General features: G+C 64.5%; 21 protein-coding genes. 10 read left to right on the top strand and 11 right to left on the bottom strand.

Going from position 1 to position 21,801, the window contains the following annotated elements:
• Positions 1–2 precede the first annotated feature (2 nt).
• Genes AC56LR_RS08780 through AC56LR_RS08755 form a run of 6 tightly spaced genes read right to left on the bottom strand, consistent with a single transcriptional unit; the run spans position 3 to position 7,057 of the window.
• Positions 3–1,100 carry a FemAB family XrtA/PEP-CTERM system-associated protein gene (locus AC56LR_RS08780; protein WP_497129556.1) on the bottom strand — a complete coding sequence of 366 codons (1,098 nt, stop codon included), beginning with the start codon at positions 1,098–1,100 and terminating at the stop codon, positions 3–5.
• Positions 1,101–1,121: 21 nt separating this feature from the next.
• Entirely contained in the window at positions 1,122–2,006 is an 885-nt protein-coding gene (locus tag AC56LR_RS08775; RefSeq protein WP_497129554.1) for an XrtA system polysaccharide deacetylase, read from the bottom strand.
• The gene (locus AC56LR_RS08770; RefSeq protein WP_497129552.1) at positions 2,003–3,043 is read right to left on the bottom strand and encodes an XrtA/PEP-CTERM system-associated ATPase; all 1,041 of its coding nucleotides are present in this window, start codon (positions 3,041–3,043) and stop codon (positions 2,003–2,005) included. The genes AC56LR_RS08775 and AC56LR_RS08770 overlap by 4 nt, the downstream gene beginning before the upstream one ends.
• A 13-nt stretch (positions 3,044–3,056) precedes the next feature.
• Positions 3,057–4,613, bottom strand: coding sequence for a TIGR03016 family PEP-CTERM system-associated outer membrane protein (locus AC56LR_RS08765; RefSeq protein ID WP_497129550.1), 1,557 nt, complete (start codon positions 4,611–4,613; stop codon positions 3,057–3,059).
• The gene (locus AC56LR_RS08760) at positions 4,594–5,508 is read right to left on the bottom strand and encodes an XrtA-associated tyrosine autokinase (protein ID WP_497129548.1); all 915 of its coding nucleotides are present in this window, start codon (positions 5,506–5,508) and stop codon (positions 4,594–4,596) included. The genes AC56LR_RS08765 and AC56LR_RS08760 overlap by 20 nt, the downstream gene beginning before the upstream one ends.
• A 19-nt stretch (positions 5,509–5,527) precedes the next feature.
• Positions 5,528–7,057 carry an XrtA system polysaccharide chain length determinant gene (locus AC56LR_RS08755; RefSeq protein ID WP_497129546.1) on the bottom strand — a complete coding sequence of 510 codons (1,530 nt, stop codon included), beginning with the start codon at positions 7,055–7,057 and terminating at the stop codon, positions 5,528–5,530.
• A gap of 378 nt (positions 7,058–7,435) precedes the next feature.
• On the opposite strand from AC56LR_RS08755, the gene AC56LR_RS08750 reads away from it, so the two are divergent.
• The 7 genes from AC56LR_RS08750 to AC56LR_RS08720 all read left to right on the top strand — a co-directional run bounded on the left by AC56LR_RS08750 (position 7,436) and on the right by AC56LR_RS08720 (position 12,907).
• Positions 7,436–8,239 (top strand): S1 family peptidase, encoded by an 804-nt coding sequence (locus AC56LR_RS08750; RefSeq protein WP_497129544.1) that lies wholly within the window; start codon positions 7,436–7,438, stop codon positions 8,237–8,239.
• 140 nt (positions 8,240–8,379) lie between these two features.
• On the top strand, positions 8,380–8,991 hold the full coding sequence (locus AC56LR_RS08745) for an XrtA/PEP-CTERM system exopolysaccharide export protein (protein WP_497129542.1): 612 nt from the start codon (positions 8,380–8,382) through the stop codon (positions 8,989–8,991).
• A 230-nt stretch (positions 8,992–9,221) separates the two neighbouring features.
• Entirely contained in the window at positions 9,222–9,740 is a 519-nt protein-coding gene (locus AC56LR_RS08740) for a hypothetical protein (protein ID WP_497129540.1), read from the top strand.
• Between the two features lie 14 nt (positions 9,741–9,754).
• Positions 9,755–10,027, top strand: coding sequence for an HPr-rel-A system PqqD family peptide chaperone (locus AC56LR_RS08735; protein WP_497129538.1), 273 nt, complete (start codon positions 9,755–9,757; stop codon positions 10,025–10,027).
• Positions 10,021–10,935 (top strand): HprK-related kinase A, encoded by a 915-nt coding sequence (locus AC56LR_RS08730; RefSeq protein ID WP_497129536.1) that lies wholly within the window; start codon positions 10,021–10,023, stop codon positions 10,933–10,935. Before AC56LR_RS08735 ends, AC56LR_RS08730 begins: the two co-directional genes overlap by 7 nt.
• On the top strand, positions 10,932–12,032 hold the full coding sequence (locus AC56LR_RS08725) for a nucleotidyltransferase domain-containing protein (RefSeq protein WP_497129534.1): 1,101 nt from the start codon (positions 10,932–10,934) through the stop codon (positions 12,030–12,032). Before AC56LR_RS08730 ends, AC56LR_RS08725 begins: the two co-directional genes overlap by 4 nt.
• Positions 12,033–12,154: 122 nt before the next feature.
• Positions 12,155–12,907, top strand: coding sequence for a GAF domain-containing protein (locus AC56LR_RS08720; protein ID WP_497129532.1), 753 nt, complete (start codon positions 12,155–12,157; stop codon positions 12,905–12,907).
• A gap of 91 nt (positions 12,908–12,998) precedes the next feature.
• Here the strand turns inward: AC56LR_RS08720 and AC56LR_RS08715 are convergent, their stop codons facing one another.
• On the bottom strand, positions 12,999–13,880 hold the full coding sequence (locus tag AC56LR_RS08715; protein WP_497129530.1) for a PEP-CTERM sorting domain-containing protein: 882 nt from the start codon (positions 13,878–13,880) through the stop codon (positions 12,999–13,001).
• 464 nt (positions 13,881–14,344) lie between these two features.
• On the opposite strand from AC56LR_RS08715, the gene AC56LR_RS08710 reads away from it, so the two are divergent.
• Complete coding sequence (locus tag AC56LR_RS08710; RefSeq protein ID WP_497129528.1) at positions 14,345–15,175, top strand: HesA/MoeB/ThiF family protein; 831 nt, start codon at positions 14,345–14,347, stop codon at positions 15,173–15,175.
• On the opposite strand, the gene AC56LR_RS08705 is transcribed toward AC56LR_RS08710, so the two are convergent.
• The 4 genes from AC56LR_RS08705 to AC56LR_RS08690 form a co-directional block, all read right to left on the bottom strand.
• A complete protein-coding gene (locus AC56LR_RS08705; protein WP_497129526.1) occupies positions 15,172–16,020 on the bottom strand; it encodes a PEP-CTERM/exosortase system-associated acyltransferase in 849 nt (282 codons plus the stop codon). The genes AC56LR_RS08710 and AC56LR_RS08705 overlap by 4 nt on opposite strands.
• 30 nt (positions 16,021–16,050) lie before the next feature.
• On the bottom strand, positions 16,051–16,923 hold the full coding sequence (locus tag AC56LR_RS08700; RefSeq protein WP_497129524.1) for a PEP-CTERM/exosortase system-associated acyltransferase: 873 nt from the start codon (positions 16,921–16,923) through the stop codon (positions 16,051–16,053).
• Between the two features lie 65 nt (positions 16,924–16,988).
• The gene (prsT, locus tag AC56LR_RS08695; protein ID WP_497129522.1) at positions 16,989–19,769 is read right to left on the bottom strand and encodes an XrtA/PEP-CTERM system TPR-repeat protein PrsT; all 2,781 of its coding nucleotides are present in this window, start codon (positions 19,767–19,769) and stop codon (positions 16,989–16,991) included.
• A gap of 223 nt (positions 19,770–19,992) precedes the next feature.
• Positions 19,993–20,295 carry a hypothetical protein gene (locus AC56LR_RS08690; protein WP_497129520.1) on the bottom strand — a complete coding sequence of 101 codons (303 nt, stop codon included), beginning with the start codon at positions 20,293–20,295 and terminating at the stop codon, positions 19,993–19,995.
• 121 nt (positions 20,296–20,416) lie between these two features.
• Between AC56LR_RS08690 and AC56LR_RS08685 the strand changes: the two genes are divergently transcribed.
• Together AC56LR_RS08685 and AC56LR_RS08680 are read left to right on the top strand one after the other, a co-directional pair.
• Entirely contained in the window at positions 20,417–20,686 is a 270-nt protein-coding gene (locus AC56LR_RS08685) for a MoaD/ThiS family protein (protein ID WP_497129518.1), read from the top strand.
• Between the two features lie 3 nt (positions 20,687–20,689).
• Complete coding sequence (locus tag AC56LR_RS08680) at positions 20,690–21,778, top strand: WD40/YVTN/BNR-like repeat-containing protein (protein ID WP_497129516.1); 1,089 nt, start codon at positions 20,690–20,692, stop codon at positions 21,776–21,778.
• The last annotated feature ends 23 nt before the right edge of the window (positions 21,779–21,801 follow it).

The raw sequence follows: 21,801 nt of genomic DNA, 5'->3' as shown, positions 1-21,801 counted from the left end.
GGTTATCCCAGGTTGCGCACGATGTAAGGGCCGAGGAAGTTCGCCACCGGCAGCGGCAGCTTCTTCCACATCTTGATGAACAGCTGGTACTTCGGGTTCAGCGGATTGTTGTCCGGCAGCGCACTCGATGCGTACAGCTTGTATTCATACGGCAGCGGCTCGGCGGTGAAGCCCCAGTTCTTCTTGAAGTCGTAGGCGCCGGTACCGAGCTTGCTGCGGCCGTAATCGAAGATCTTGCAACCGCGCGCGGCGGCGGCCTGCATCAGGTTCCAGTACATGAAATCGTTGCCGGCCACTTCGCGCGCCAGGTCCATGCCGCCGCCGTAGTAGGGCACGACCTCGTCGCGCCAGTAGAACGACAGCACCGAGGCCACCAGACGGTCGTCGCTGGTGTAGATGGAGCGCACTTCGCATTCCTTGCCGAACACCTGCTGCAGCTTGGCGAAGTATTTTTTCGGGAACACCGGGGTGCCCAGGCGCAGCACGCTGTTGGCATAGGCCTCGAACATGCGGTCGACGTTATCCTCGACCACGCCGTTCAGGCCCAGCTTGATCCCCTTGCGCACCATGGCGCGCTGCTTGCGCGGGATGGCGTTCAGGTTGACCTCGTCGTCGCTCGAAATCTCCTTGCGGAAGGTGACGTAGAGTTCCTTGGTGTGCCAGCTGTCGTCGCCCGGGTGGGCGCGCTGCATGCCGCGGTATTCCAGGTGGCCCACGCCGAGTTCGCGCGCCAGCTTGTCGGCAGCATCGTCGAGCAGGCTGCGTGCGCCATCGTCGAGCGCGGCCACGCCGCCATACACGCAGAAGGGCATCGCGCCGAGCGAGTGGCCGAACAGGCGGCTCTTGATCTCGGCCAGGGGCAGCACGCCCTGGATCTGGCCGTCCTGCTGGACGTAATAGAACCAGGTCTTGATGCCGAAGGATTCCTCGATCACTTTCTGCCAGCCCGAGAGATGGAAGAAGGTGGCTTCAGGGCAGGCGCGCACGAACGCGTCCCAGCGGGCGTAATCCTGCGGCTGCAGCAGGTGCAGGGTCTGTGGTCCGGTAGCCTGCGCCGGGGCGGCGCGTTTGGCCTGGGCGGCTTCGATGATCGAGTTCATGGTGCGGGTTTGCCTAACTTTTTATTTCTTGTCCAGGAAGATGCGGTCCATGCGGTCCCACGCGAAATCGCGTGCCAGCCGTTCGAGGCGGGCTTCCATGCGGTCGATGTTGACGTAGTGGCGGAAGCGCGACTTGGCGTCCAGGCCTTCCGGGCGCGGCTGGCCGGGATCGACTTCCCACGGGTGGAAGTAGAACAGCGCCGGCTGGCCGTCTTCGCGGTTCACCTTCTGCATCATCCAGCGCGACAGCGCATAGGGCAGCAGGCGGAAATAGCCGCCGCCGCCGGCCGGCAGGTTACGGCCGAACATGTTGACGGTGGTGACCGGCACTTCGAGCAGGCCGTCCGGGCCGTGCGGATAAAACGCGAAGCGCGGTGCGTCCGGCATGCCGTAGTGGTCGTGCGCGATCGGGTAGATGCTCGAGCTGTAGCGGTAGCCGGCTTCGTGCAGCGCTTCCAGCGCCCACAGGTTGGCGTGGCCGATCGAGAAGCTCGGCGCGCGGTAGCCCAGCACGGCCTGGCCGCCGAGGTCTTCCAGCAGGGCTTTGGACGAGCGGATGTCGTTGTCGAATTCGGCGCGGCTCTGGTCGGAGGCGCGCAGGTGGCCGTAGCCGTGGCTGGCCAGCTCGTGGCCGGCGGCGACGATCTTTTTCACCATGGCGGGATAGCGCTCGGCGATCCAGCCGAGGGTGAAGAAGGTCGCCTTCACGCCGTGGCGCTCGTACAGCGCCAGGATGCGTTCCATGTTGGCTTCGACCCGGCATTCGCGCGCAGGCCAGCTGTCGCGGTCGATGTAGGGGGCAAAAGCGGAGACCTGGAAGTAATCCTCGACGTCGCAGGTCATGGCGTTCTTGATGCGCTCACCTGGGGCAGGAGCCTGGCGCGCGACCGGTTCGTAGGGTTTCATTCCTGGTTGTCCATCTGCTGGGCCTCCGCGCCCTGCGGCGTGGCGACGATTTTTTTCAGGATCGACAGTACCGAGACGATCGATTTCTCGAGCCGCATCATGCGTTCGTCGAGCAGCTCCACGCTCGCGCGGCGATCGCCCCCGCGGGTGTCCATCGTGCGCAGTTCGTCATGCGCCATGGCGGCCGAGCCGCTTGGGTCGGATGCGCCGGCGCCCTCGGGGAGCTCGAATTCTTGCGAGATGTCGCGCACCACTTCGCTGATGTCGGCTTCGGTGAAGGCGTGCATCTCTTCCAGGTAGCCCATCAGGAGCACGCGGTCCATCAGCGTATTGGTCTTGCGCGGGATGCCGCCGCTGTAGGCGAAGATCGCCGCATGGGCGCCGTCGTCGAAAGCGGGGTCGCCCTGCCAGCCGACCGTGGCCATGCGGTGCTCGATGTAGGCGCGGGTTTCCTGCGCATCCATCGGGCCCAGGTGGTAGCTGGCGATCACGCGCTGGCGCAGCTGCTGCATGCCGGGGCTGTGCAGGGTGGTGCGGAATTCCGGCTGGCCGAGCAGGAAGGTCTGCAGCAGCGAGCGGTCGTCGGTCTGGAAGTTCGACAGCATGCGCAGCTCTTCGACCGTGCGCGCATTCAGGTTCTGGGCTTCGTCGATCAGGAGCAGGGCGCGCTTGCCCTGGCGGTCGACGCCGCGCAGGAACTGCTCGAGGCGGTTGAGCAGCTCGGCCTTGCTGGCGCCCTCGTAGGGCAAGCCGAAGCTCGACACCACCATGCGCAGCGTGTCTTCCGGATCGAGGCTGGTGTTGACGATGTGGGCGGCGACGATCTGGTCGAGCGGGATCTTGTTGAGCAGGTTGCGCACCAGGGTGGTCTTGCCGGCACCGACTTCGCCGGTGATGACGATGAAGCCCTCGCCCTGCGACATGCCGTACTCGAGGTAGGCCATGGCGCGCTTGTGGCCCTTGCTGCCGAAGTAAAAATGGGGATCCGGGCGCAGCTGGAACGGCTTGGCCGACAGACCATAATAAGTTTCGTACATCGCTTGCTGCTCCTTAAAGCTGCGCGGACAGGGTGGCCGAAATGGCGTTTTCCCGGTAGGTGCCCGCATTGATGCCGACGCCGCCGCGCATGTGGCGGAATTCCGCCGCTGCGCTGAGCTTGTTGCCCAGCCGGCGTGTCAGGCCGATGCGCAGCTGGCGGCTGTTGTCTTCGTATCCGGTCTCGAGCGAACGGCTGCGCATCAGCAGGACCGAGGCCAGCGCGCTGGTGCGGCTGCTGAGCCGGTAGGTGTAGTTCGAGCTGACGCCCTTCTGGCGCACGTTGTCGTTGAGCGAGGACAGTTCGGTGCCCAGCAACGGAGCGTCGCTCTGCTGGTTCGACAAGGCGATGCGCTCGCTGCTGAAGGCCGACACGATCAGGCCGCTGCGCCCCTTGGTGTAGGCCATCGAAGCCTGCAGCTGCTTCTGGCGCACGTAGCGGTTGGTCAGGTAATTCACGCTCTCGGCCAGCGAAGGCGGCAGGCCGTTGGTGCGGATATAGCCGGCCACCGCCTGCTGGCGCAGCACCGGATCGGTGATGGTGGTCGCGAACAGGCGGTCGAGCAGGGCCGTGGTGTCGATCGCCGCCGGCAGCAGGAATTGCGAGCGGCTATTGGTGATCGCATCGTCGTACACGATGCTCCAGTTGGTGTAGCGGCTGCGGTGACTGGCGTTGAGCTTGCCCGTCTTGCCATAGAAATGGCGGCCGATCGCGGCGCTCACGCTGGTGCGCAGCGATGGCGCCCAGTCGAAACCGGCCGACCAGTTACGCCCCGCGGTATTTCCGCCCGGGCCTTCGTAGTCGTAGCGGTCGTAGCCGGCGGTGGCGGTCAGCGCGAAGCGCCGGTTCAGGGCGTAGCGCAGGCTGGTGCCGGCCGATTCCGAAGACGATTCGCCGGTCAGGTCGTTCTCGAGGTCCTGGCGCTGGTAGTTCAGGCCCAGGCCGAGGGCCTGGAACATCGATCCGCTGTCCAGGCTGGCGCTGAGGGTGTCGCCCAGGCTGCTGCCGAAGCGGTTGACCGTGCCCGCATCGACCGAATCGCGCGAGTAGCGCACCACGGCGCGGGCATCGTTGCTGAAGCGCTTGTCGAGGGTAGGGGTGATGCGCCAGGTCTTGATCCTGGCGCGGTTGCCGGTCGCGTACAGGTTATTGCCCAGCTGCGGGCCGAAGGCCGACACCGGCTGCTGCGAGGAGCCGCCGGCCGCGTCGATGAACAGCAGGTCGTCGACCAGCATGCCCTGGCCGGCGAAGCTGTATTCGTGCAGGTTGTCGATCGTGCCGGGCAGGTCGCCATCGCTGTATTCGTAGTGGCGAAACTGGCTGCTGGCCGCGACCTTGTAGCGGCGCCCGCTGCCCGTTATGGCCAGGCCCGGGTTGATTTCGGTGACGAACTGCGACTCTTCCTGGCCGCGCGGGCGCAGGTTGACGTTGTCGGTATAGGTCTGGGTGACGCCGATGGTCGGATAGATCTTCCAGCCGGCCTGGCATTCCGATGCCAGCAGCATGGCGGCGGCCGCCAGCGGCGCCAGGCGCAGGGCCCGGCGTGGCGATTTAGCCGTAATGGTAGTCATACGTCTCTTCGATGCCGGGAATGTCCCTGGTCTTGTTATAGATGAGATTGACGTTGGGGCAGCCTTCCAGCTGGTGCAGCGCTTCCTTGACTGCGTGCTGGGTCGTGGTCTGGGATTCGACGACGACCACGATCTGGCCCATGTGCGAGGCCAGCGCGCGTGCTTCGCTGGTGAGCAGCAGCGGCGGCGAATCGAAGATGACGATCCGGTCCGGGTAGCGGTTGGCGATTTCGCGGACCAGCGCAGCCATGGTCGAGCTGGCCAGCAACTCGGTGGCGCGCGGCGTGCTGGTGCCGGCGGCCAGGATGCTCAGGGTGTCGACGTTGGTGCGCAGCAGCACGTCGGACATGTCGAGCTTGTCGTCGATCAGCAGGTCCATCAGGCCGCGCTCGGCCGGCAGGCCGAGGGTGCGCAGCACCGACGGGCGCGCCACATCGGCGTCGACCAGCAGCACGGTGTGGTCCAGCTCCATCGCGATGCTCATCGCCAGGTTGATCGCGCAATAGGTCTTGCCTTCGCCCGGCAGCGAGCTGGTCAGCATGATCAGGTTGTTCGGATTGGCGCCCGCGGTGCGCTCGGCGAAGGCGCGCTTGAGCAGCGGGCGCTTGATCAGGCGGAAGTCTTCGAGCAGGCTGGTACGTCCGCCGGCGGCGGTGACCATGCCGGTGGCGCGCATCTTGCCCAGGTCGAGCTCGACCTTGCGGGTGTTGCCGCGCGCGGCCGGGGCCGCTTCTTCGGCGTGCGCCACCTGGACGACTGCGGGTGCGGCCACGGCAGGCACAGTCAGCGCCTCGATGGTGTCGATGCCGGCCGGGGATGGCGTTACGGGCGCCGCCGGTTTGGCCTGGCCGCGCTCCAGGTCGATGCGGCGCGCCGCTTTTTCGATAATGCTCACGTCTGCTCCTTGGATTCGGTTACAGGCCGTTCGGACGGACCAGGATGGCCGTCACGCCCGCGCCATAGAGGGCCAGCAGCAGCAGCACCGCGGCGCCGAGCGCCAGCAGGCGGCGCTTGCGGCGGACGGTCTGTTCACCGGTCCAGTTCATGCTGATCGAGCCCAGAATCGGCAGGCCGGTGGCGTCGCGCAGGGCGGCCTGGCTCAGGAAGGTCGGGCGCAGCTGGCTCATCAGGAAGGCAGCGGCCAGGCCGGCGCCGAGCGCGCCGACGAATACCAGCGAGAACAGGCGCAGGCGGTTCGGGCCGGACGGCTGCGGCGGTGCGGTCGGCGGGTCGATCACGCGGAAGGTCAGCATGTCGGTGGCCGAGGACAAATCGCCCGACAGCTTGGCCGATTCGCGGCGTTCCACCAGTTTCTGGTAGTTGTCGCGGTTGACTTCATAGTCGCGGTTGAGCTGGGCCAGCTGGGCTTCGATTTCCGGCGCCAGGGTGCTCTGGGTGCGCATGCGCGAGGTGCGCGCGCTGTATTCGTTGACGCGGGCCTGGAGCGAGGCCACGCGCGCTTCGGCTTCCGACAGCGCCACGTTGAGCTGCTGGAGCATCGGGCTGTAGCCGGCGCCGGGATCGCTGCTGCGCTTGCGGTTTTTCGCTTCGTCGCGCTTGCGGGCCACCAGCTGCTCGAGCAGGCGCGCGTTGGCGACGATGTCCGGGTGGGCTTCGGTGTATTGCGTGCGCAGGGCGTCGAGCGTCTTGTTGACGGTGGCGATGCGTTCGTCGAGCTCGGGGTTGCTGACCGGCGCGATGGCGGTATCGCCCGGCAGGGATTCGCCCGAGATGCGGCGGCGGATCGCGTTGCGCGCCTGCTCGGCTTCGGCCAGTTCGAGGCGCGCGGTGCTGAGCGCTTCGGTGCTGGCCAGCATGCGCGTGCCGAAGTCCGCGCCTTCCGACGGCAGCATGCCGACGTGGCGGATCTTGAACTCTTTCAGGGAGTTTTCGGCAGCCGCCAGTTTCTCTTCATAGTTGCGGATCTGGTCGTCGATGAACTGGACGGCCTTGTCCGAATCCTGCTTCTTGTTGCCGCCGCCTTCGACGAAGATTTGCAGCAGCGCCGTCACAACGTCCTTGCCCAGTTTCGGGTCAGGGGCGGTGTAGCTGATGGTATAGATGTCGTCGCGCTCGGTGCCGGCGATCTTGATCTGCGACATCAGTTCGTCGACGATCTTGTCGTGCTCCTTGGCGTTGGTGGCCTTGACGTCCAGGTCCACCATGCGCATGACGCGTTCGACGTTCGGGCGGCTGATCAGGGTGCCGCGCATGAACATCACCTGCTGCTCGATGTTCGGCAGGGTGGTCATGCCCGACAGCAGCGGCTTGAGGATACTCTGGGTATCCACATAGACGCGGGCCGAGGCTTCGTACTGGTTCGGCAGCTTGAGCACCACGGCCCAGCCGACGATGGCGACGGCCCAGGTGATGAAGACTGCATGCCAGCGGTACTTCCCAAGCGCTTTGAGGAAAGTAAGAATTGAGGCTGTGATATCTGCCATGTCGTGGATCTCGCCATAAAGGCTTGCGCCAGAAAACGCAAGCCTATCAATCAATAAGAGTGTGCATGATCGCTTGTTGACTGAGCAATTGCAATTGCAGGTCGGAAAAATAAGCGGCTAGTGTCACAAAAATGGTGTTTGTGCAACAGGAATTCCCAAGGACAACACCAAATCCATGGGTTTAGAGCAATTTAGCAATACTATATTGCTGTTTAACAACGATTTGCCGAAGAAAAAGTTCTTTAGGAGTAACTTCCTTCATTTCTGCACACCCGCTGCTTGTTCAGCACAACGACTATTGCTTTGAATCAAATGCTGTATTTTAATGTCGGAAATGCAAAAGAGGCCACACAATTGATTCCTAATCGAAATGACATCATGCCAGTTCAAGGACTGCGCCGCCTGTTGCTGAGTGCGCCGATGCTGCTGTGCACCATGGCGCTGCCCGTCGCCGCCCAGGACCTGGCGCGCGAGGCGCCCCAACCCTTGCCGCGCACTGTGGCCCGGGTCAAGCCCTCGGTGGTCGGCGTCGGCACCCTGCTGAAAACCCGCCAGCCGGCCATCGTCTTCAGCGGCACCGGCTTCGTCGTCGGCGACGGCCTGAGCGTGATCACGAATGCCCACGTGATTCCGGCCACGCTCGACGTGGCGCGCATGGAGGAAATCGGGATCGTCACCGGCAACGGCGGGGAAGCGGTGAGCTTTCGCAGCGCGCGCGTCGCCGCAGTCGACCGCGAGCACGACCTGGCCCACCTGCGCCTGAGCGGGCCGGCCCTGGCGCCGCTGGCGCTGGCAGGGGAGGGCGCGGTGGCCGAGGGCCAGGCCCTGGCGTTTACCGGCTATCCGCTCGGCATGCGGCTCGGCCTGCACGCTGCCACCCACCGCGCCCTGCTGGCGGCGATCGCGCCGGTGGTGCGGCCGTCGCTGAACTCGCGCCAGCTCGACCCGCGCGCCATCGCCCAGCTGCAGCGCCGTTCCTTCGACATCTACCACCTGGACGGCACGGCCTATCCCGGCAACAGCGGCAGCCCGCTGTACGACCCGGCCAGCGGCGCCGTGGTCGGCGTCATCAACATGGTGTTCCTCAAGGGTTTGAAGGAAAGCGCGGTGTCCGACCCGAGCGGCATCACCTACGCGATTCCGGTACGCCATGTGCATGAGCTGTTGCAAAGATCCCAATAGGCGTTTTTCAGTTGTGCACAAGATTGCCGAAGTGCTATGGTATAAAATAGCGCTCGACAATTTTGCGAGTACGGCAGTGGCCTCGGCCAGACGGCTGCCGCCATGCCAACCAGGGGATTTTTGACGTGAGCACGAAAACGATGCAAGGAATCAAACGCGCAGCCCAGGCTGCAGCCATCGGCTGCCTGTTCGCAATGGCCGGCTGCGCCAGCACCCCGCCTGCGGTGGTGGACACCCAGGTGGTCAACCCGGAATACCTGATCGGTCCGGGCGACAACATCAACATCATTGTGTGGCGCAACCCGGAAGTGTCGATGTCGGTCCCGGTGCGCCCGGACGGCAAGATCACCACGCCGCTGGTCGAAGACCTGCCGGCCGCCGGCAAGACCTCGACCCAGCTGGCGCGCGACATCGAAGGCGCGCTCGCCAAGTTCATCCAGCAGCCGGTGGTGACCGTCGTGGTGACCAATTTCGTCGGCAATTACAGCGACCAGATCCGCGTGATCGGCCAGGCGACCAAGCCGCAAGCCCTGCCATACCGCAAGGAGATGTCGCTGATGGACGTCCTGATCGCGGTCGGCGGCGTCACCGAATTCGCCGCGGGCAACCGCGCCACCGTGATCCGCACGGTCGACGGCAAGCAGCAGCGCATGCATGTACGCCTCGATGACCTGATCAAGGATGGTGACATCTCGGCCAACATCACGATGCGTCCAGGCGACATCCTGGTGGTCCCTGAGAGCTTTTTCTGATCGGCTGTCGAAAATTCTTACACAGTGACCGGCATACTGGCTAGACTGGCAGGACGAAGGATGAGCGCGATTTGCTGTAGGTGCTTGTTTTTGCAGCAATTTTCAACGCTCATGCTTTCGAGGCATAATTCTTGCTTATTCGAAATGCCAGCCGTCTCGGCATAACAACCTTGTGAGGATGCACCGTGTCGACCGAACATCAACCAGACCAAGCCGGATCCACGGCGCCGATGAGCGCGCGTGGCGCGGCGCGCCGCCGCCTGACCAAGGCCGGGCTGGGTGCGGCCAGCGTCCTGTGGACAGTTGATAGCCATGCCACGATGAGAACCATGGTGTGCGTGTCGGCCTCGGGCGCGCTATCCGGCGGTCTCAGCAGTAACTACGCCCGCACCCAGCCTGCCTGCAACGGCAAGTCGCCGGGCTACTGGAAGAACCACGGCGGCTGGCCGACCGCCCAGGGCACGAATTTCAGCGAGGTGTTCGCCTGCTCCGGAAGCAACGCCAGCACCTACGGCAGCAAGTCGCTGTTCGAAATCGTGAACGGCTGCGATTTCGACAAGTACAACTTCGGCATGCAGCTGGTTGCCACTTACCTGAACGTGCTGTCGGGCCGGATCGGCTTCCTGTCGGTCCAGACGCTCAAGCACATGTGGACCCAGATCCAGAGTACCGGCACCTACAATCCTGCCAAGGGCGTGTTCTGGAATGCCGAGCAGACCAAGCGCTACCTCGAAGCGACGCACGATTAAGGCGGCGCTTGCCGATGTGGCGTGTCATTCCCGGGCAGTCGCTCGCCTGCCGCGGCTGGGACGACCAGGCCATCCTGTATAACGACCTGTCCGGCGCCACCCACCTGCTCGGCCCCGCGGCACAGTGCCTGCTCGAGGCGCTGCGCGCCGGCCCGCTGGACGAAGCGGCCCTCGGCGCCGCCCTGCTGGCCGAATTCGAGATCGACGCAGTCGCCCTCGACGCCGAACTCGCGGCCGTGCTCGATGACCTCGCCCGCCTCGACCTGGTCGAACCCTACCCATGCTGACCCTGTCCAGCCTGACGCGGCAGGACTTGCTGCGCCGCTTTGCCGGCCCCGGCCTGGTGCTGCGCACCGGCCCGTTCCGCAGCCGCATCCGCACCGACATCGCCCACCTGGCCGACACCATCGCCCTGCTGTACGCCGACTATCCGGTCGAGGACGACGGCTTCGCCGATTTCCAGCTGAATTTTCGCCGCGCGGGCGGCCTGCGGCGCTGGTTCCGGCCTCAGGTGCGCTTCGACCAGGACGGCGCCGAGCCCTTCAAGCCCCTGCCCCTAAGCCAGGCGCACCCGATGTTCGAATGGGTCATGAACTGGTGCGTCACCAATCATGCGCACACCAGGCTGATCGTGCACGCGGCCGTGCTCGAGCGCGACGGCTGCGCCGTGGTGATGCCGGCGCCGCCCGGTTCCGGCAAGAGCACGCTGTGCGCGGCCCTGGCCAGCCGCGGCTGGCGCCTGCTGTCGGACGAGCTGGCACTGGTGCGCCCCGGCGACCTGGCGCTGCTGCCGCTGCCGCGGCCGGTCAGCCTCAAGAACGCCTCGATCGGGATCATCCGCGCCTACGCGCCGCAAGCCGTGTTCGGACCGCCGGTCGCCGGCACGGTGAAAGGCACCATCGGCCACATGCGCGCCTCCAGCGCCAGCGTGGCGGCCGCAAGCAACAGCGTGCAGGCCACCCACATCGTGTTCCCGCGCTATCTGGCCGGCGCCCCCGCGCGCCTGGAGCCGGTGCCGAAGACCCAGCTGTTCATGCGCGTGGCCGACAACGCCTTCAATTATCCGGTGCTGGGCGCGACCGGTTTCGACACCCTGGGGCGCCTGGTGGAGCGTTGCGAAGGCTTCGAATTCAGCTACGGTGCGCTGGACGAGGCCATGGCCGTGTTCGATGCGCTGGCGGGAGGCGCCGCATGACGCTGCCGCTGCTGGTCGAGGTGCTGCGCGCACCGGGCAAGGCGGCCGCGCTCGGCCTGGCCGAATGGGAGCTGCTGCTGCGCCAGGCCGCCAGCGCCGACCTGACCGCGACCCTGCGCGGGCTGTTTGAAGAGGCGGGCGTGCTGGCGGCCGTGCCGCCGGCGCCGCGCGAGCACCTCGAATGGGCGCAGGTGGCTGCGGTGCGCCACCGCCGTGCGGTGCGTTACGAGGTGCGCTGCATCGGGCGCGCGCTCGAAGGACTCGGCCTGCCGCTGATTTTGCTCAAGGGCGCCGCCTATGCCATGGCCGGCCTGCCGTCCGCGGCGGGGCGCATGTTTTCCGACGTCGACATCCTGGTACCGAAGGAGCGGATCGTCGAGGTTGAGGGCGCGCTCATGCTGCACGGCTGGGCCGGCACCCACCAGGATGCCTACGACCAGCGCTATTACCACGAATGGATGCACGAGCTGCCGCCGATGGAGCATGTCCGCCGCGGCAATGTGATCGACGTGCACCACGCGATCCTGCCGCAAACGGCGGCGGCGCGCCCCGACCCGGCGCTGCTGCGGGCGGCCGCCCGCCCGATCCCGGGCAGCGACAATCTCTGGACCCTGGCGCCCCAGGACATGGTGCTGCACAGCGCAGTGCACCTGTTCTCGGAAGGCGAGATGCACCACGGCCTGCGCGACCTGCTCGACCTGCACCGCCTGCTGCTGGCGTTCGGCGCGGCGCCCGGCTTCTGGGAAACCCTGCCGGCGCGCGCCGTCGAACTGCAGCTGGCGCGGCCGCTGTTCTATGCCCTGCGCTATGCCGCGCGCCTGCTCGGCACGCCGGTGGCGCCGGGCGTGATGGCGGAAGCCGCCATTGCCGGACGGCCCCCAGGCCCGCTGCTGGCCCTGATGGATGGCTTGTTCCTGCGCGCGCTGCTGCCCCCGCACCCGAGCTGCGCCGGTCCCTTGAGCCCGGCCGTACTCTTTGCCCTCTACCTGCGCAGCAACTGGCTGCGCATGCCGCCGTTGATGCTGGCGCGGCACCTGTTCCACAAGGCTTTCCTGTCGCCGCGCAAAGGGCAGGAAGAGACCCAGGCGCCGGTCTAGCCAGGACCTTGACTTCCGGATATACCTGCGGCGATACCGCTTGTTGCAAGGTGTGAAGTAACTTATCATCAATCGCCGAACTCAGCCGGCGCAGCGTCGACCCTTTATCCGGAAGGTGATCCATGACTGACAATGCCAAGCGCCTGGTGCGCCTGCAAGAGGTGCAGGCCCTGCTCGCCAGCGGCAGCCTCGACGACAACCTGCACAGCCATGCCGAGCTGGCCAAGCGCCTGGTCGGCGCCGCCAGCTGCTCGGTCATGCTGCTCAACAGCGAATCGCCCGACGACTTGCGCATGCGCCTGTGCGCCAGCGCGGGTGAACTGCCGCCTGCCGCGGCCGACGCCCTGGTGGCGAGCGGCGAGGGCATCTGCGGCCAGGTGCTCGCCAGCGGCCGCGCGCTGCTGGTCGAGGACATCGCCCGTTCCGCCTTCGCCGGCCTGGCACGGCACAGGCGCGCCGCGCTGCCGGCCCTGATGTCGGCGCCGGTGCGCATCGACGGCCGCCTGGTCGGCGTGGTGAACGTCACCGGCGCCGCCTTCAGCGAAGCCGAGCTGCACCTGCTCGAGGTGGTGGCGCTGTATATCGGGAAATCGGTCCAGGTGATCCAGCTGCAGCACCTGCTGGCCTCGCGCTTTGCGCAAATGGCGCTGGTGCGCGATGCGCATGAACGGGGGCAGGATGGGCAGCACCGGGGCGGCGCCGCGCCCGGCACCGCATACCAGAATCCGGAAGACGTCGCGCGCATCCTGGCGCGCTCGTTCTACAAGGAGATGACGCGGGCCGGCTTTGCGCCGGGCCAGATCGTCAGCGCGGCGACCGAACTGATCGGCCAGCTCAAGGGGACGCTGCAGGAAGACGCCCGCGCCGGCAGCTGAGGGCGCAATGAAAAAGGCCGGATCCCTTGCGGGATCCGGCCTTTTCAGCCTTCATGCCACAACCGGGTTGCCCCGGTCGTGCGCAGGAAAATTACTTGGCAGCGCGGCGGCGGCGCAGGCCAGCCAGACCGGCGAAGCCCAGACCCAGCAGGGCCAGCGAACCTGGCTCAGGGATCTTGTTGGCGCGGATCGGATCGTTGATCAGGCCGACGAAGCAGGTGTTGTCAGCGATTTGGGCCGGGGTGCACGAACCCGAGCCAAACTGCGAACCATTGGTGCTCAGGGTGAACTTGCCGTCCAGGTCGTGACCGAACTGGCCGTTGGTGTCCCACTGGGTCATGGCGGTGCCGCCGACGACGTCACCGAAGAACTGGCCTTCGCCCGCTGCTGGCAGGGTTGCTGCGGTTGCGGTTTGCACCAGGGTCGCCAGGCGCTCGTCAGCCGATGCGTTGGTGCCGCCGGCCACGTTGATCAGCTGCTTGCCGGCGCCGAATTCAACTTCCAGGTATTTTTCCATGCCGGCGAACAGCGAGTAGCTGTCGTAGCCGGTACGGCTGGCTGGCGATGCGTTGAAGTTCGAGGTCAGCGAGGTCAGACGGGTGGTCGAACGGTAGATGTCCAGATGGATCATGCCGTCAGCGCCGCCACCGGTTGCGCCGATGTTGTAGATGTTGAATTTGCCGGTGTTTGGATCTTGCACGATGTTCTGGTCGGCGATACCGTAGATCATGTAGTACAGGTAGGTGCCATCCGACACGCCCGAGAACCATTCCATGTCATTCAGGCCGGAGATCGAGGTGATGTTGCCCACGCCCCAGGTCGTTTCGTTGGAACCGGCGGTGGTACGCGATTCGGTGGTCAGGCCGGTCAGCTTGATGTTCAGGTTGCCAGTCAGCGCGTCCAGCGGGGTAGCCGATGCGGACAGTGCTGCGAAGCCGAGGGTCAGGGCGGTAATCAGTTGTTTCAGTTTCATTCTAATCTCCAGAGATTTAATTTGGTGCTGCAGGGAGCGACACAGGGTATTAAGCAATCCGCGTGCCAGCTAAATATTCCTTTTTGCAACTGATTGATTTTACTGGGCTTATTTTCTCGACGGGAACTAGTCCTACATGAGTTATCGGAGCGCTTTTTTGGGCCTGTAAAGTTCTCCGACACGGCGATACACCTTGAAGACGGAGAAGTTGTTGAAATGCATCGAACTACGGCATTTTCTCCTGTCCCGGTAGTCCCGATGGGTTCGCCGAGCGGGCCGTCTGCCGGGCTGATGTAAGAAAAACCGACAGCCCAACGGGCCCATCGAAAAGCTGGCTGACACGGCCAGAAAATGGCATGATGCCTAGCATTATTTGCAAGGAAATGGCGCGCTATTCATAGGTAATGAAAGCGCGCAGTTCCTGTACCCATGCCAGTGCGGCACCATTCCACCATGAGGCTTCCATGACCACCGCTTTCGATTACGATACCTTTACCACGCGCAATAACGGCTATGTATCCAGCGACACCCAGGCCAAGATCCGCAGCACCCGCCTGTTGATCGCCGGTTGCGGCCTGGGCGCGTCGACCGCCATCTGCGCCGCGCGCATGGGATTTACCGAATTCGTCCTGATCGACGGCGATACCGTCGACGCCCACAACCTGAACCGCCAGTTCTATGACTTCGACGATATCGGCTCGCCGAAAGTCCAGGCCCTGAAAAAGCACATCCTGCGCATCAATCCGGAAGCGAAAGTCGAAGCGGTCCAGGCCAACCTCGATGCCAGCAATGCCCAGTCGCTGGTAGGCAGCGTCGACATCATCTTCGATACCATCGATTTCCTCGACCTCGAAGCCATCCTGGCCCTGCACACGAATGCCCGCGAGCAGCGCAAGGCCGTGTTTACCGCGCTGTCGATCGGCTTCGGCGCCGGCGTGCTGTACTTCCCCGCGGGCACCAGCGCCTCGCTGGCCGACGTCATCGCGCACGATGTCCAGCACGCCCAGGGCGAAGGCGATGCCAGTTATGCGAACGTGTTCGGGAAAATCATGGGCCGGATCGGCGCCCACCTCGACCGTCAGGTGGTCGAGCAGGTGGCCAAGGCATTGACGATCATGGAAGACGGCCGTCCTTGCCCGGCATCGCAGATCGCGGTGGGCAGCTTCACGGTTGCCGCGCTGGCCGTGTCGATGATGCACGACATGCTGGCGGGAATGGACGTGCCGGCGTCGCCGAACATGGTGGTGCACAGCTTCCGCAACCACACGACCAAACTGGTCAATATTGCTGCTTAATTGATGTCGTTGCCCGGCTTGCGGACCACGTGGACGCGGGAAGGGTGGGTCTGTTCGACCACTGGCGGTTTTTCGCTGAACCAGGCCGCCAGGGTCGGATTGCTCGTCGAGAGCTTGCGCCGCAGGTCCTGCAGGTCCAGCACGTAGGGCGTGACGGAACCGTAGTAATTCGCTTCCGGGCCGATGGCCATGAAGCGGAACCCCATCTTCTTGAGCGCGTGCGCGAGCGAGCGCTCCATTGCGGCATACCAGTAGCGGATGCCGTGTTCCTGGCTGTGGCGGAACATTTCGCGGTACATCCCGAGCAGCAGCATCGGCGAGCTGCGGTCGCGCCGGTCCACCGCCGGATCGAATTCGATCGACGGCTCGTGGCTCGGCAGGAAACCAGGAATGCCCAGCACGCTGTCGGCGCGCCGGCGGCGGTGGCTTTTCTTGACCACCAGGCGTGAAATCTCGGCCGACTGTTCGCGCTCGGGCATGTCGAAATCGTCGAACACTTCGCAGTGCAACTCGAAGGGATAGGGCTTGGGCGCCAAAGGCTGCACCAGCCTGACCGCGCCGACCAGCTTTTCTTCCAGCGTATAGGCCGCGAAGTGGGTGGAGGCGTCGTCGTAATCGTCGAGCTCCATGCCGTCGACATACTGGTCGGGCTGGAGGAAGGCATATTCCAGGCAATACACCTGGTGGCGAAGTTTAAAAATGTCACCCGGGATGTTGCCTAAATGGCTGCCCCGGTACGCACGGAAAATATTGCTGTTGACGTGGTCAATCGTTTCCTGGTGTGCCCCGAACTCTACACGGGACAGGAAGGCGTCAGGGTCGACGCGGGCTTTTCCGTTGTCCATCTGTTTTGATTGTCCAGTCTCGGACCCTAGTTATTTTTTCCTGAAGCGTGCCCCGAGATAGTCTCCGACCATGGTTTTCATCATGATCCAGATGGGAATTGGTTCGTCATTGAACCAGGCTGCCAGGAACTTGTTTTCTCTCTTTAAGCGCTCGTTCAGCTCGTTCAAGTCGACCATGTGCGGTGTAACGGGACCGTAGTAATCGACCTGCGGCCCAATCGGCACGAACTTGAATCCCATCTTGTCCAGCGAGCGCGCCAGTGACCTTTCCATAGCGGCGTACCAGTAACGAATCCCGTTCTGACGGCTATGGCGGTACATCTCACGATACATTCCTAGCAATAATAGCGGACTATTGCCGCGCTTGTCGCCGCGCACGGTTGAACTCGGTCGAATTGCCTTCGTGCTGCCTTTTTCGCGGAAGTCCTGCGAAATACCCTCCATCGAGTCGCCACGGCGCCGGCGATAGGTCTTGCGCACGACCAGACGCGAAATTTCGGCCGCCGATTCGGCTGCCGGGTAGGTGAATTCTGGAAACGGAACGCAATGCGACTGGAAGGGATATTGCTGGCCAGAATGCGGTTGCACCAGGCGCACGGTGCCGACGATATCGTTATTCAGCGTATAGGCGGCGAAATGGATCGAGCAATCGTCATACTCATCGGTTTCCATTTCCTCTTTGCAATTACTTGCCTCAAGATAATGCCGCTCGAGGCAATACACTTCATAGCGGAGCTTATAAATCTCTTTCAGGACATAGGATTCCATATTCCCTTTTAATACCTTACGGAAATTAAAATAGGGAATAAGAATATCTTGCTTGCCGGTAAAACGACCGGTCAGGCGGGCAAAGAATCCAAGCGGGACTGGTTCGCACTCTTGTTGTTGGATAACAGTTGTCATGATGGGGAAGAGGCAGGCTTGGGATGCAGTGGGATACTGCGGCCGCCGTAGCGGCCGCAGGCAGCTTAGAGCTGGCGCAGTAATGCCTTGGTGTCGTCCAGGCTGGCGAACGGCTTGCCGCCGGCCAGCGCGGTCTCGGCTTCCTTGCGCGCCCCCGCCTTGTCGCCGGCTTTCGCCAGGCCGGCGGCCAGGTGGTAGCGCAGGTCCGGCGCCTGCGGGCTGGCCGCGACGGCCTTGCGCAGCAGTTCGACGCCGCGCGCGGTGTCACCCTTCTGCACCAGGATCCAGCCATAGGTGTCGAGGATGGCCGGGTTGCTGCCGGCCAGCTTGAACGCCTTTTCGGCAGTCGGCAGCGCGCGCGCATCGTTTTCCTGCTGGTAGGCCCAGGCCAGGTTGTTCAGGGCGGCGGCGTTCGACGGGTTGGTCGTGAGCGCGGCTTCCAGGCTGGCGATGGCCGGCTTGAACTGGCGCTTGGCCAGGTAGCTGTCGGCCACCACCATCGCGACCAGCTCATCCTTCGGGTTGGCCGCATGGTATTTCACCATGCGCGCTTCGGCTTCGGCGGTCTTGCCGCTCTGCGCCAGCGCCTGGGTGGCCTTCATCAGCACCTGTGGCGAATTCGACAGCGCAAACGCCTTGTCGTAGGCCTGGGCCGCGGCTGCGGCTTTCTTCTGCGTCATCAGGAGGTCGCCCTCGAGGACATAGCCGGGCACCGCTTTCGGGTCGTCCTTCTGCATCTGGCGAGCCACGGCGAGCGCTTCCTCGGGCTTGTTGGTGCGCATGGCCAGCTCGATCTGGGCAATGCGTGCCTGGTCGAATTTCGGGTCGAGGGCGAGCGCGCGCTTCAGATCGTCGGCCGCAGCTGCATTGTTCTTCATCAGCATGTGGATCGCTGCCAGGCGCACCTGTGCCTGGGCCGACTTCGGCACGGCCTTGGCCAGCTTGTCGTAGGACTCGAGGGCGCCGACAAGATCCTTGTTGGCGATCTGGGCCTGGCCCATCAGGTCCAGGACTTCCGGCTCGCTCGGGTGGATCGTCAGCGTCTTGCGCGCCAGCGCCAGCGCTTTTTCCGGCTGCTTGATGCGCAGGTAATGCGAACCCAGCGCCAGCGCCGGACGCACCGCTTCCGAATTCTCGCTCTGGGCTTTTTCCAGCCAGCTCGTGGTGCCGGCGACATTGTTCTGCGATTGTTCGATCAGGGCCAGCGCCGTCATCGCGTCGATGTTCTTCTTGTCTTTCGCCAGCACGGCCTCGAAGCGCTTCTTCGCGCCGGCAACGTTTTTCTCGTTCATGTCCAGCTGGGCCAGGTTCGACACGGCCTGGAACATGGTCGGCTCGAGCGTCACGGCTTTTTCGAAACTGGCGCGGGCGTTCTTGACGTCGCCCTTGGCCATGTACACCTTGCCTTTGGCGTTCTGGACTGCAGCGCTGTTTGGCTGGGCCTTTTCGAGCGCCGCCACGGCGGCCAGGGCCTTGTCGTACTGGCGGCGGCCGATCTCGACCTGCACCAGGGCGAACCCGGCATCGAGCGATTTCGGATCGAGCGCGGTGGCCTTTTCCAATTGCGTCACGGCATTGTTGATATCACCCTGGCCGAGCTTGGACAAGCCGAGCGAGGTGTGGATGCTGGCAGCCGATGGCGCCAGGGCGCTGGCCTGTTCGAGATAGGACGAGGCCTTGGCGAAATCGCGCGCCTGCAGGTAGGACTGGCCGGTCAGGGCCAGCAGCTGCGGGTCGGTGGATGCGGTTTTCAGGGCTGGGGCGAGCACGGCGGCGGCTTCGACCGGCTTGTTGGTCTTCAGCAGGACCTGGGCCAGCAACTTGCGTGCATAGACATTGTTCTCGTTGTTGGCAAGATAGCCGCGCAGGTACTGCTCGGCTTGCTGGTAAGCGCCGAGATTGAGTTCGACGGCGCCCGACAGCAGCAGGCTCGGCATGTGGTTCGGCGCTGCGCGCAAGATCTTTTGCAGCAATTCTTTCGCTTCTGCGTTCTTGCCGCCGGTGAAGGCGAGCAGGGCCTGCGCATAGGTCGTGTTGAGGTCGCCCGCACCATGCTTGAGCGCAGCGTCGACGTCGGCCTTGGCCGCCACGAGATCGTTGCTGCCGATGTGCACATAGGCTTTTTCGATGTTGGCGCTGCGGTGCGCCGGCTCGATCGCCAGCGCCTTGTCATAGGCGGCCAGCGCTTCCTTGGTCTTGCCCTGGCTGCGCAGCAGGCTGCCCATCAGCATCCACGCTTCCGCGTTCTTCGGGTCGCGCGTGGCGGCGTCCTGGGTGAAGCGCTCGGCGCTGGCCAGGTCGTTGGCGGCAGCGGCGTGGCGCGCCATGCCGATCAGGGCGTCACCGGAGTTCGGGTTCAGCGCCAGCGCCGCATCATAGGATGCGCGCGCCTTGGCGGTGTCGCCCAGTGCCAGGAAGGCGTCGCCGCGGCGTGCCAGCAGCGGTGCCGAGGCCTTGGCCTTGTCTTCGGTGATCTCGTCCAGCAGCGGCTGGAATTTTCCTTGCATCAGCAGGCTTTGCGCCAGCATCGGCAGCGTCTTGTCGGCTGCAACGCCCAGGCTGGCGGCCTTGCGCAATTCTTTGTCGGCCGAGGCCGGATCGCCCAGTTGCAGGTGCAGGGTACCCAGGCGCAAGCGCGCTTCGGCGTTTTCAGGATTCTGTGCGACGGCGTTCTTGAGCTGGATCAGCGCCGCCTTGCGGTCGCCCTTGGTTTCATATTGCTGCGCTTCGGCCAGCAATTCTTCCGCAGTCTGCGTGCGGTTGCAACCTGCCATGCCTGCGCCCAGCAAGATAGCGCCAGAAACCACGGCAACGGCAAGTTGTTTTTTGGTGAGAGTACCCGGCATTGTCTTTCCTTTGATGAAGGCACTTGCGAATTTCGTGTGTTGGGTGCAAGCGAAGTTTCCCGACTGTTAATAATACCTCACGGAATGCGTCGAAAGCGCCCCCAGCTCATCCGTTATTGCAAATAGCTTTCCCGTGTTGCTATTGTGCGAGATGAGGGAAGGGTAGTGTTGATTTACAGAAAGATAGCAGGCGATCGCAACAGATAAGAATCCTGGGCCGGGCTCAGGATTTGCGCAGGCGCCCGAGCAGGGCTTCGACGTCCTCGCTCACCGGCAGACCGTGGCGGCGCAGCAGCTGGACGTGCAGCACGAGGTTCTCCAGGACCAGCTTGGCCGATACCGCGAGCAAGGTCATCAGGCGGTCTTCAGTACTGAAATTCTCCATCGCAGCGGCCATTTCGCACAGGTGGGTGGCCACCAGCGCCCGCAGTTCGTCCTCGGGAAAGGGGAGGTCGGCGAAATCGATCGGGTCTTCCTGCTCGACTTCATGCATCAGGGCGGCAAGCTGTTCGGGCTGGATCGGCATGGTGAACTCCGCTGGACTAGGAAAGTCCATTCTAGGCCAGTACCGCCACGCCCGGCGAGCGGATTGGACAGTAGCCGCGCAAGCCCGGCGCGCATACAATCTGGCGTCTGGAGGAGACCCGATGGCGCAGCTATTCTTTACGCAGCAATTGGCGCGGTTCACGAGCCTGCCGCAGGTGGACACCGCGGCCGGCGAGCTGCGCGCCGCGCTCGAGGCCGCGTTTGCCGCCAATCCTCGCCTGCGCGGCTATGTTCTCGACGACCAGGGCGCGCTGCGCGCCAACGTGACGATTTTCATCGATGGCCAGCGCTGCCGCGACACCCGGCGCCTGGACGATCCACTCACCCCCTCCAGCCAGGTCTACGTGCTGCAGGCCCTTTCCGGAGGCTGAACCATGAACCAGCGTGCCTATCTGTCGACCCGCAAGGGCCTGTTCGAGCTTCATAAAGAGAAGGGCCGCTGGACATTCGGCCCGGTGCATTTCCTGGGCGAGCCGGTGTCGATGACGCTGGCCGACCGCCGCGACGGCGCCCTGTACGCGGCGCTGAACCTCGGCCATTTCGGCGTCAAGCTGCACCGCCGCGGCGCAGGCATGGAAACCTGGACCGAATTGCCGGCCCCCGCCTATCCGCCCAAGCCGGAGGGCAGCGAGGACAAGGTCGACTGGAACAACCGCCTGGTCTGGGGCCTGGAAGCCGGCCTGTCCGGGCAGCCCGGGGTCCTGTGGGCGGGCACGCTGCCCGGCGGCCTGTTCGTCTCGCGCGACCATGGCGACTCCTGGGAGCTGGTGCGCGCGCTGTGGGACGTGCCGCAGCGCGCCAGCTGGTTCGGCGGCGGCTACGACGTGCCGGGCATCCACAGCATCTGCGTCGACCCGCGCGACGGCCGCCAGTTGCTGGTAGGCGTGTCCTGCGGCGGCGCCTGGCGCAGCGAGGACGGCGGCGCGAGCTGGACCATCAGCGCCACCGGCATGCGCGCCGACTACATGCCGCCCGAGATGAACGAGAACGAGGAAGTGCAGGACCCGCACCGCATCGTGCGCTGCCCGGGACAGCCGGACGTGCTCTGGTGCCAGCACCACAACGGCATGTGGCGCTCGACGGACGGCGGGCGACGCTGGCAGGAAATCACCAAGGTGCCGCTGTCGCATTTCGGCTTCGCGGTGGCGGCCCACCCGCTGGACGGCGACACCGCCTGGTTCGTGCCGGCCGAAGCCGACCAGCGCCGCATTCCGGTCGGGGCCGCGCTGGCGGTGCTGCGCACGAAGGATGGCGGAAAGAGTTTCGAAGTGCTGAACAAGGGCCTGCCGCAGGAGCATTGCTACGACCTGGTCTACCGGCACGGACTGGCGGTGAGCGACGACGGACTTACCCTGATCATGGGGTCGACGACGGGCGGGGTGTGGATCTCGGAGAACGGCGGCGACAGCTGGCAGACCTTGTCTACCTCGCTGCCGCCGGTGTATGCGGTGACCTTCGGCTGAGCGGGGGGGGGCACCGGCGCCGC

The organism is Telluria sp. ZT3P39 (assembly GCF_059685935.1).
Note: the sequence above shows the minus strand (reverse complement) of the source record. Positions and strands in the feature narration are given on the sequence as shown.

Bases quoted from the DNA above. Each gene is read 5' to 3' on its own strand.
- AC56LR_RS08780 (WP_497129556.1), bottom strand. From the start codon at position 1,100: ATGAACTCGATCATCGAAGCCGCCCAGGCCAAACGCGCCGCCCCGGCG.
- AC56LR_RS08775 (WP_497129554.1), bottom strand. From the start codon at position 2,006: ATGAAACCCTACGAACCGGTCGCGCGCCAGGCTCCTGCCCCAGGTGAG.
- AC56LR_RS08770 (WP_497129552.1), bottom strand. From the start codon at position 3,043: ATGTACGAAACTTATTATGGTCTGTCGGCCAAGCCGTTCCAGCTGCGC.
- AC56LR_RS08765 (WP_497129550.1), bottom strand. From the start codon at position 4,613: ATGACTACCATTACGGCTAAATCGCCACGCCGGGCCCTGCGCCTGGCG.
- AC56LR_RS08755 (WP_497129546.1), bottom strand. From the start codon at position 7,057: ATGGCAGATATCACAGCCTCAATTCTTACTTTCCTCAAAGCGCTTGGG.
- AC56LR_RS08750 (WP_497129544.1), top strand. From the start codon at position 7,436: ATGCCAGTTCAAGGACTGCGCCGCCTGTTGCTGAGTGCGCCGATGCTG.
- AC56LR_RS08745 (WP_497129542.1), top strand. From the start codon at position 8,380: ATGCAAGGAATCAAACGCGCAGCCCAGGCTGCAGCCATCGGCTGCCTG.
- AC56LR_RS08740 (WP_497129540.1), top strand. From the start codon at position 9,222: ATGAGCGCGCGTGGCGCGGCGCGCCGCCGCCTGACCAAGGCCGGGCTG.
- AC56LR_RS08735 (WP_497129538.1), top strand. From the start codon at position 9,755: ATGTGGCGTGTCATTCCCGGGCAGTCGCTCGCCTGCCGCGGCTGGGAC.
- AC56LR_RS08730 (WP_497129536.1), top strand. From the start codon at position 10,021: ATGCTGACCCTGTCCAGCCTGACGCGGCAGGACTTGCTGCGCCGCTTT.
- AC56LR_RS08725 (WP_497129534.1), top strand. From the start codon at position 10,932: ATGACGCTGCCGCTGCTGGTCGAGGTGCTGCGCGCACCGGGCAAGGCG.
- AC56LR_RS08720 (WP_497129532.1), top strand. From the start codon at position 12,155: ATGACTGACAATGCCAAGCGCCTGGTGCGCCTGCAAGAGGTGCAGGCC.
- AC56LR_RS08715 (WP_497129530.1), bottom strand. From the start codon at position 13,880: ATGAAACTGAAACAACTGATTACCGCCCTGACCCTCGGCTTCGCAGCA.
- AC56LR_RS08710 (WP_497129528.1), top strand. From the start codon at position 14,345: ATGACCACCGCTTTCGATTACGATACCTTTACCACGCGCAATAACGGC.
- AC56LR_RS08705 (WP_497129526.1), bottom strand. From the start codon at position 16,020: ATGGACAACGGAAAAGCCCGCGTCGACCCTGACGCCTTCCTGTCCCGT.
- AC56LR_RS08700 (WP_497129524.1), bottom strand. From the start codon at position 16,923: ATGACAACTGTTATCCAACAACAAGAGTGCGAACCAGTCCCGCTTGGA.
- prsT (WP_497129522.1), bottom strand. From the start codon at position 19,769: ATGCCGGGTACTCTCACCAAAAAACAACTTGCCGTTGCCGTGGTTTCT.
- AC56LR_RS08690 (WP_497129520.1), bottom strand. From the start codon at position 20,295: ATGCCGATCCAGCCCGAACAGCTTGCCGCCCTGATGCATGAAGTCGAG.
- AC56LR_RS08685 (WP_497129518.1), top strand. From the start codon at position 20,417: ATGGCGCAGCTATTCTTTACGCAGCAATTGGCGCGGTTCACGAGCCTG.
- AC56LR_RS08680 (WP_497129516.1), top strand. From the start codon at position 20,690: ATGAACCAGCGTGCCTATCTGTCGACCCGCAAGGGCCTGTTCGAGCTT.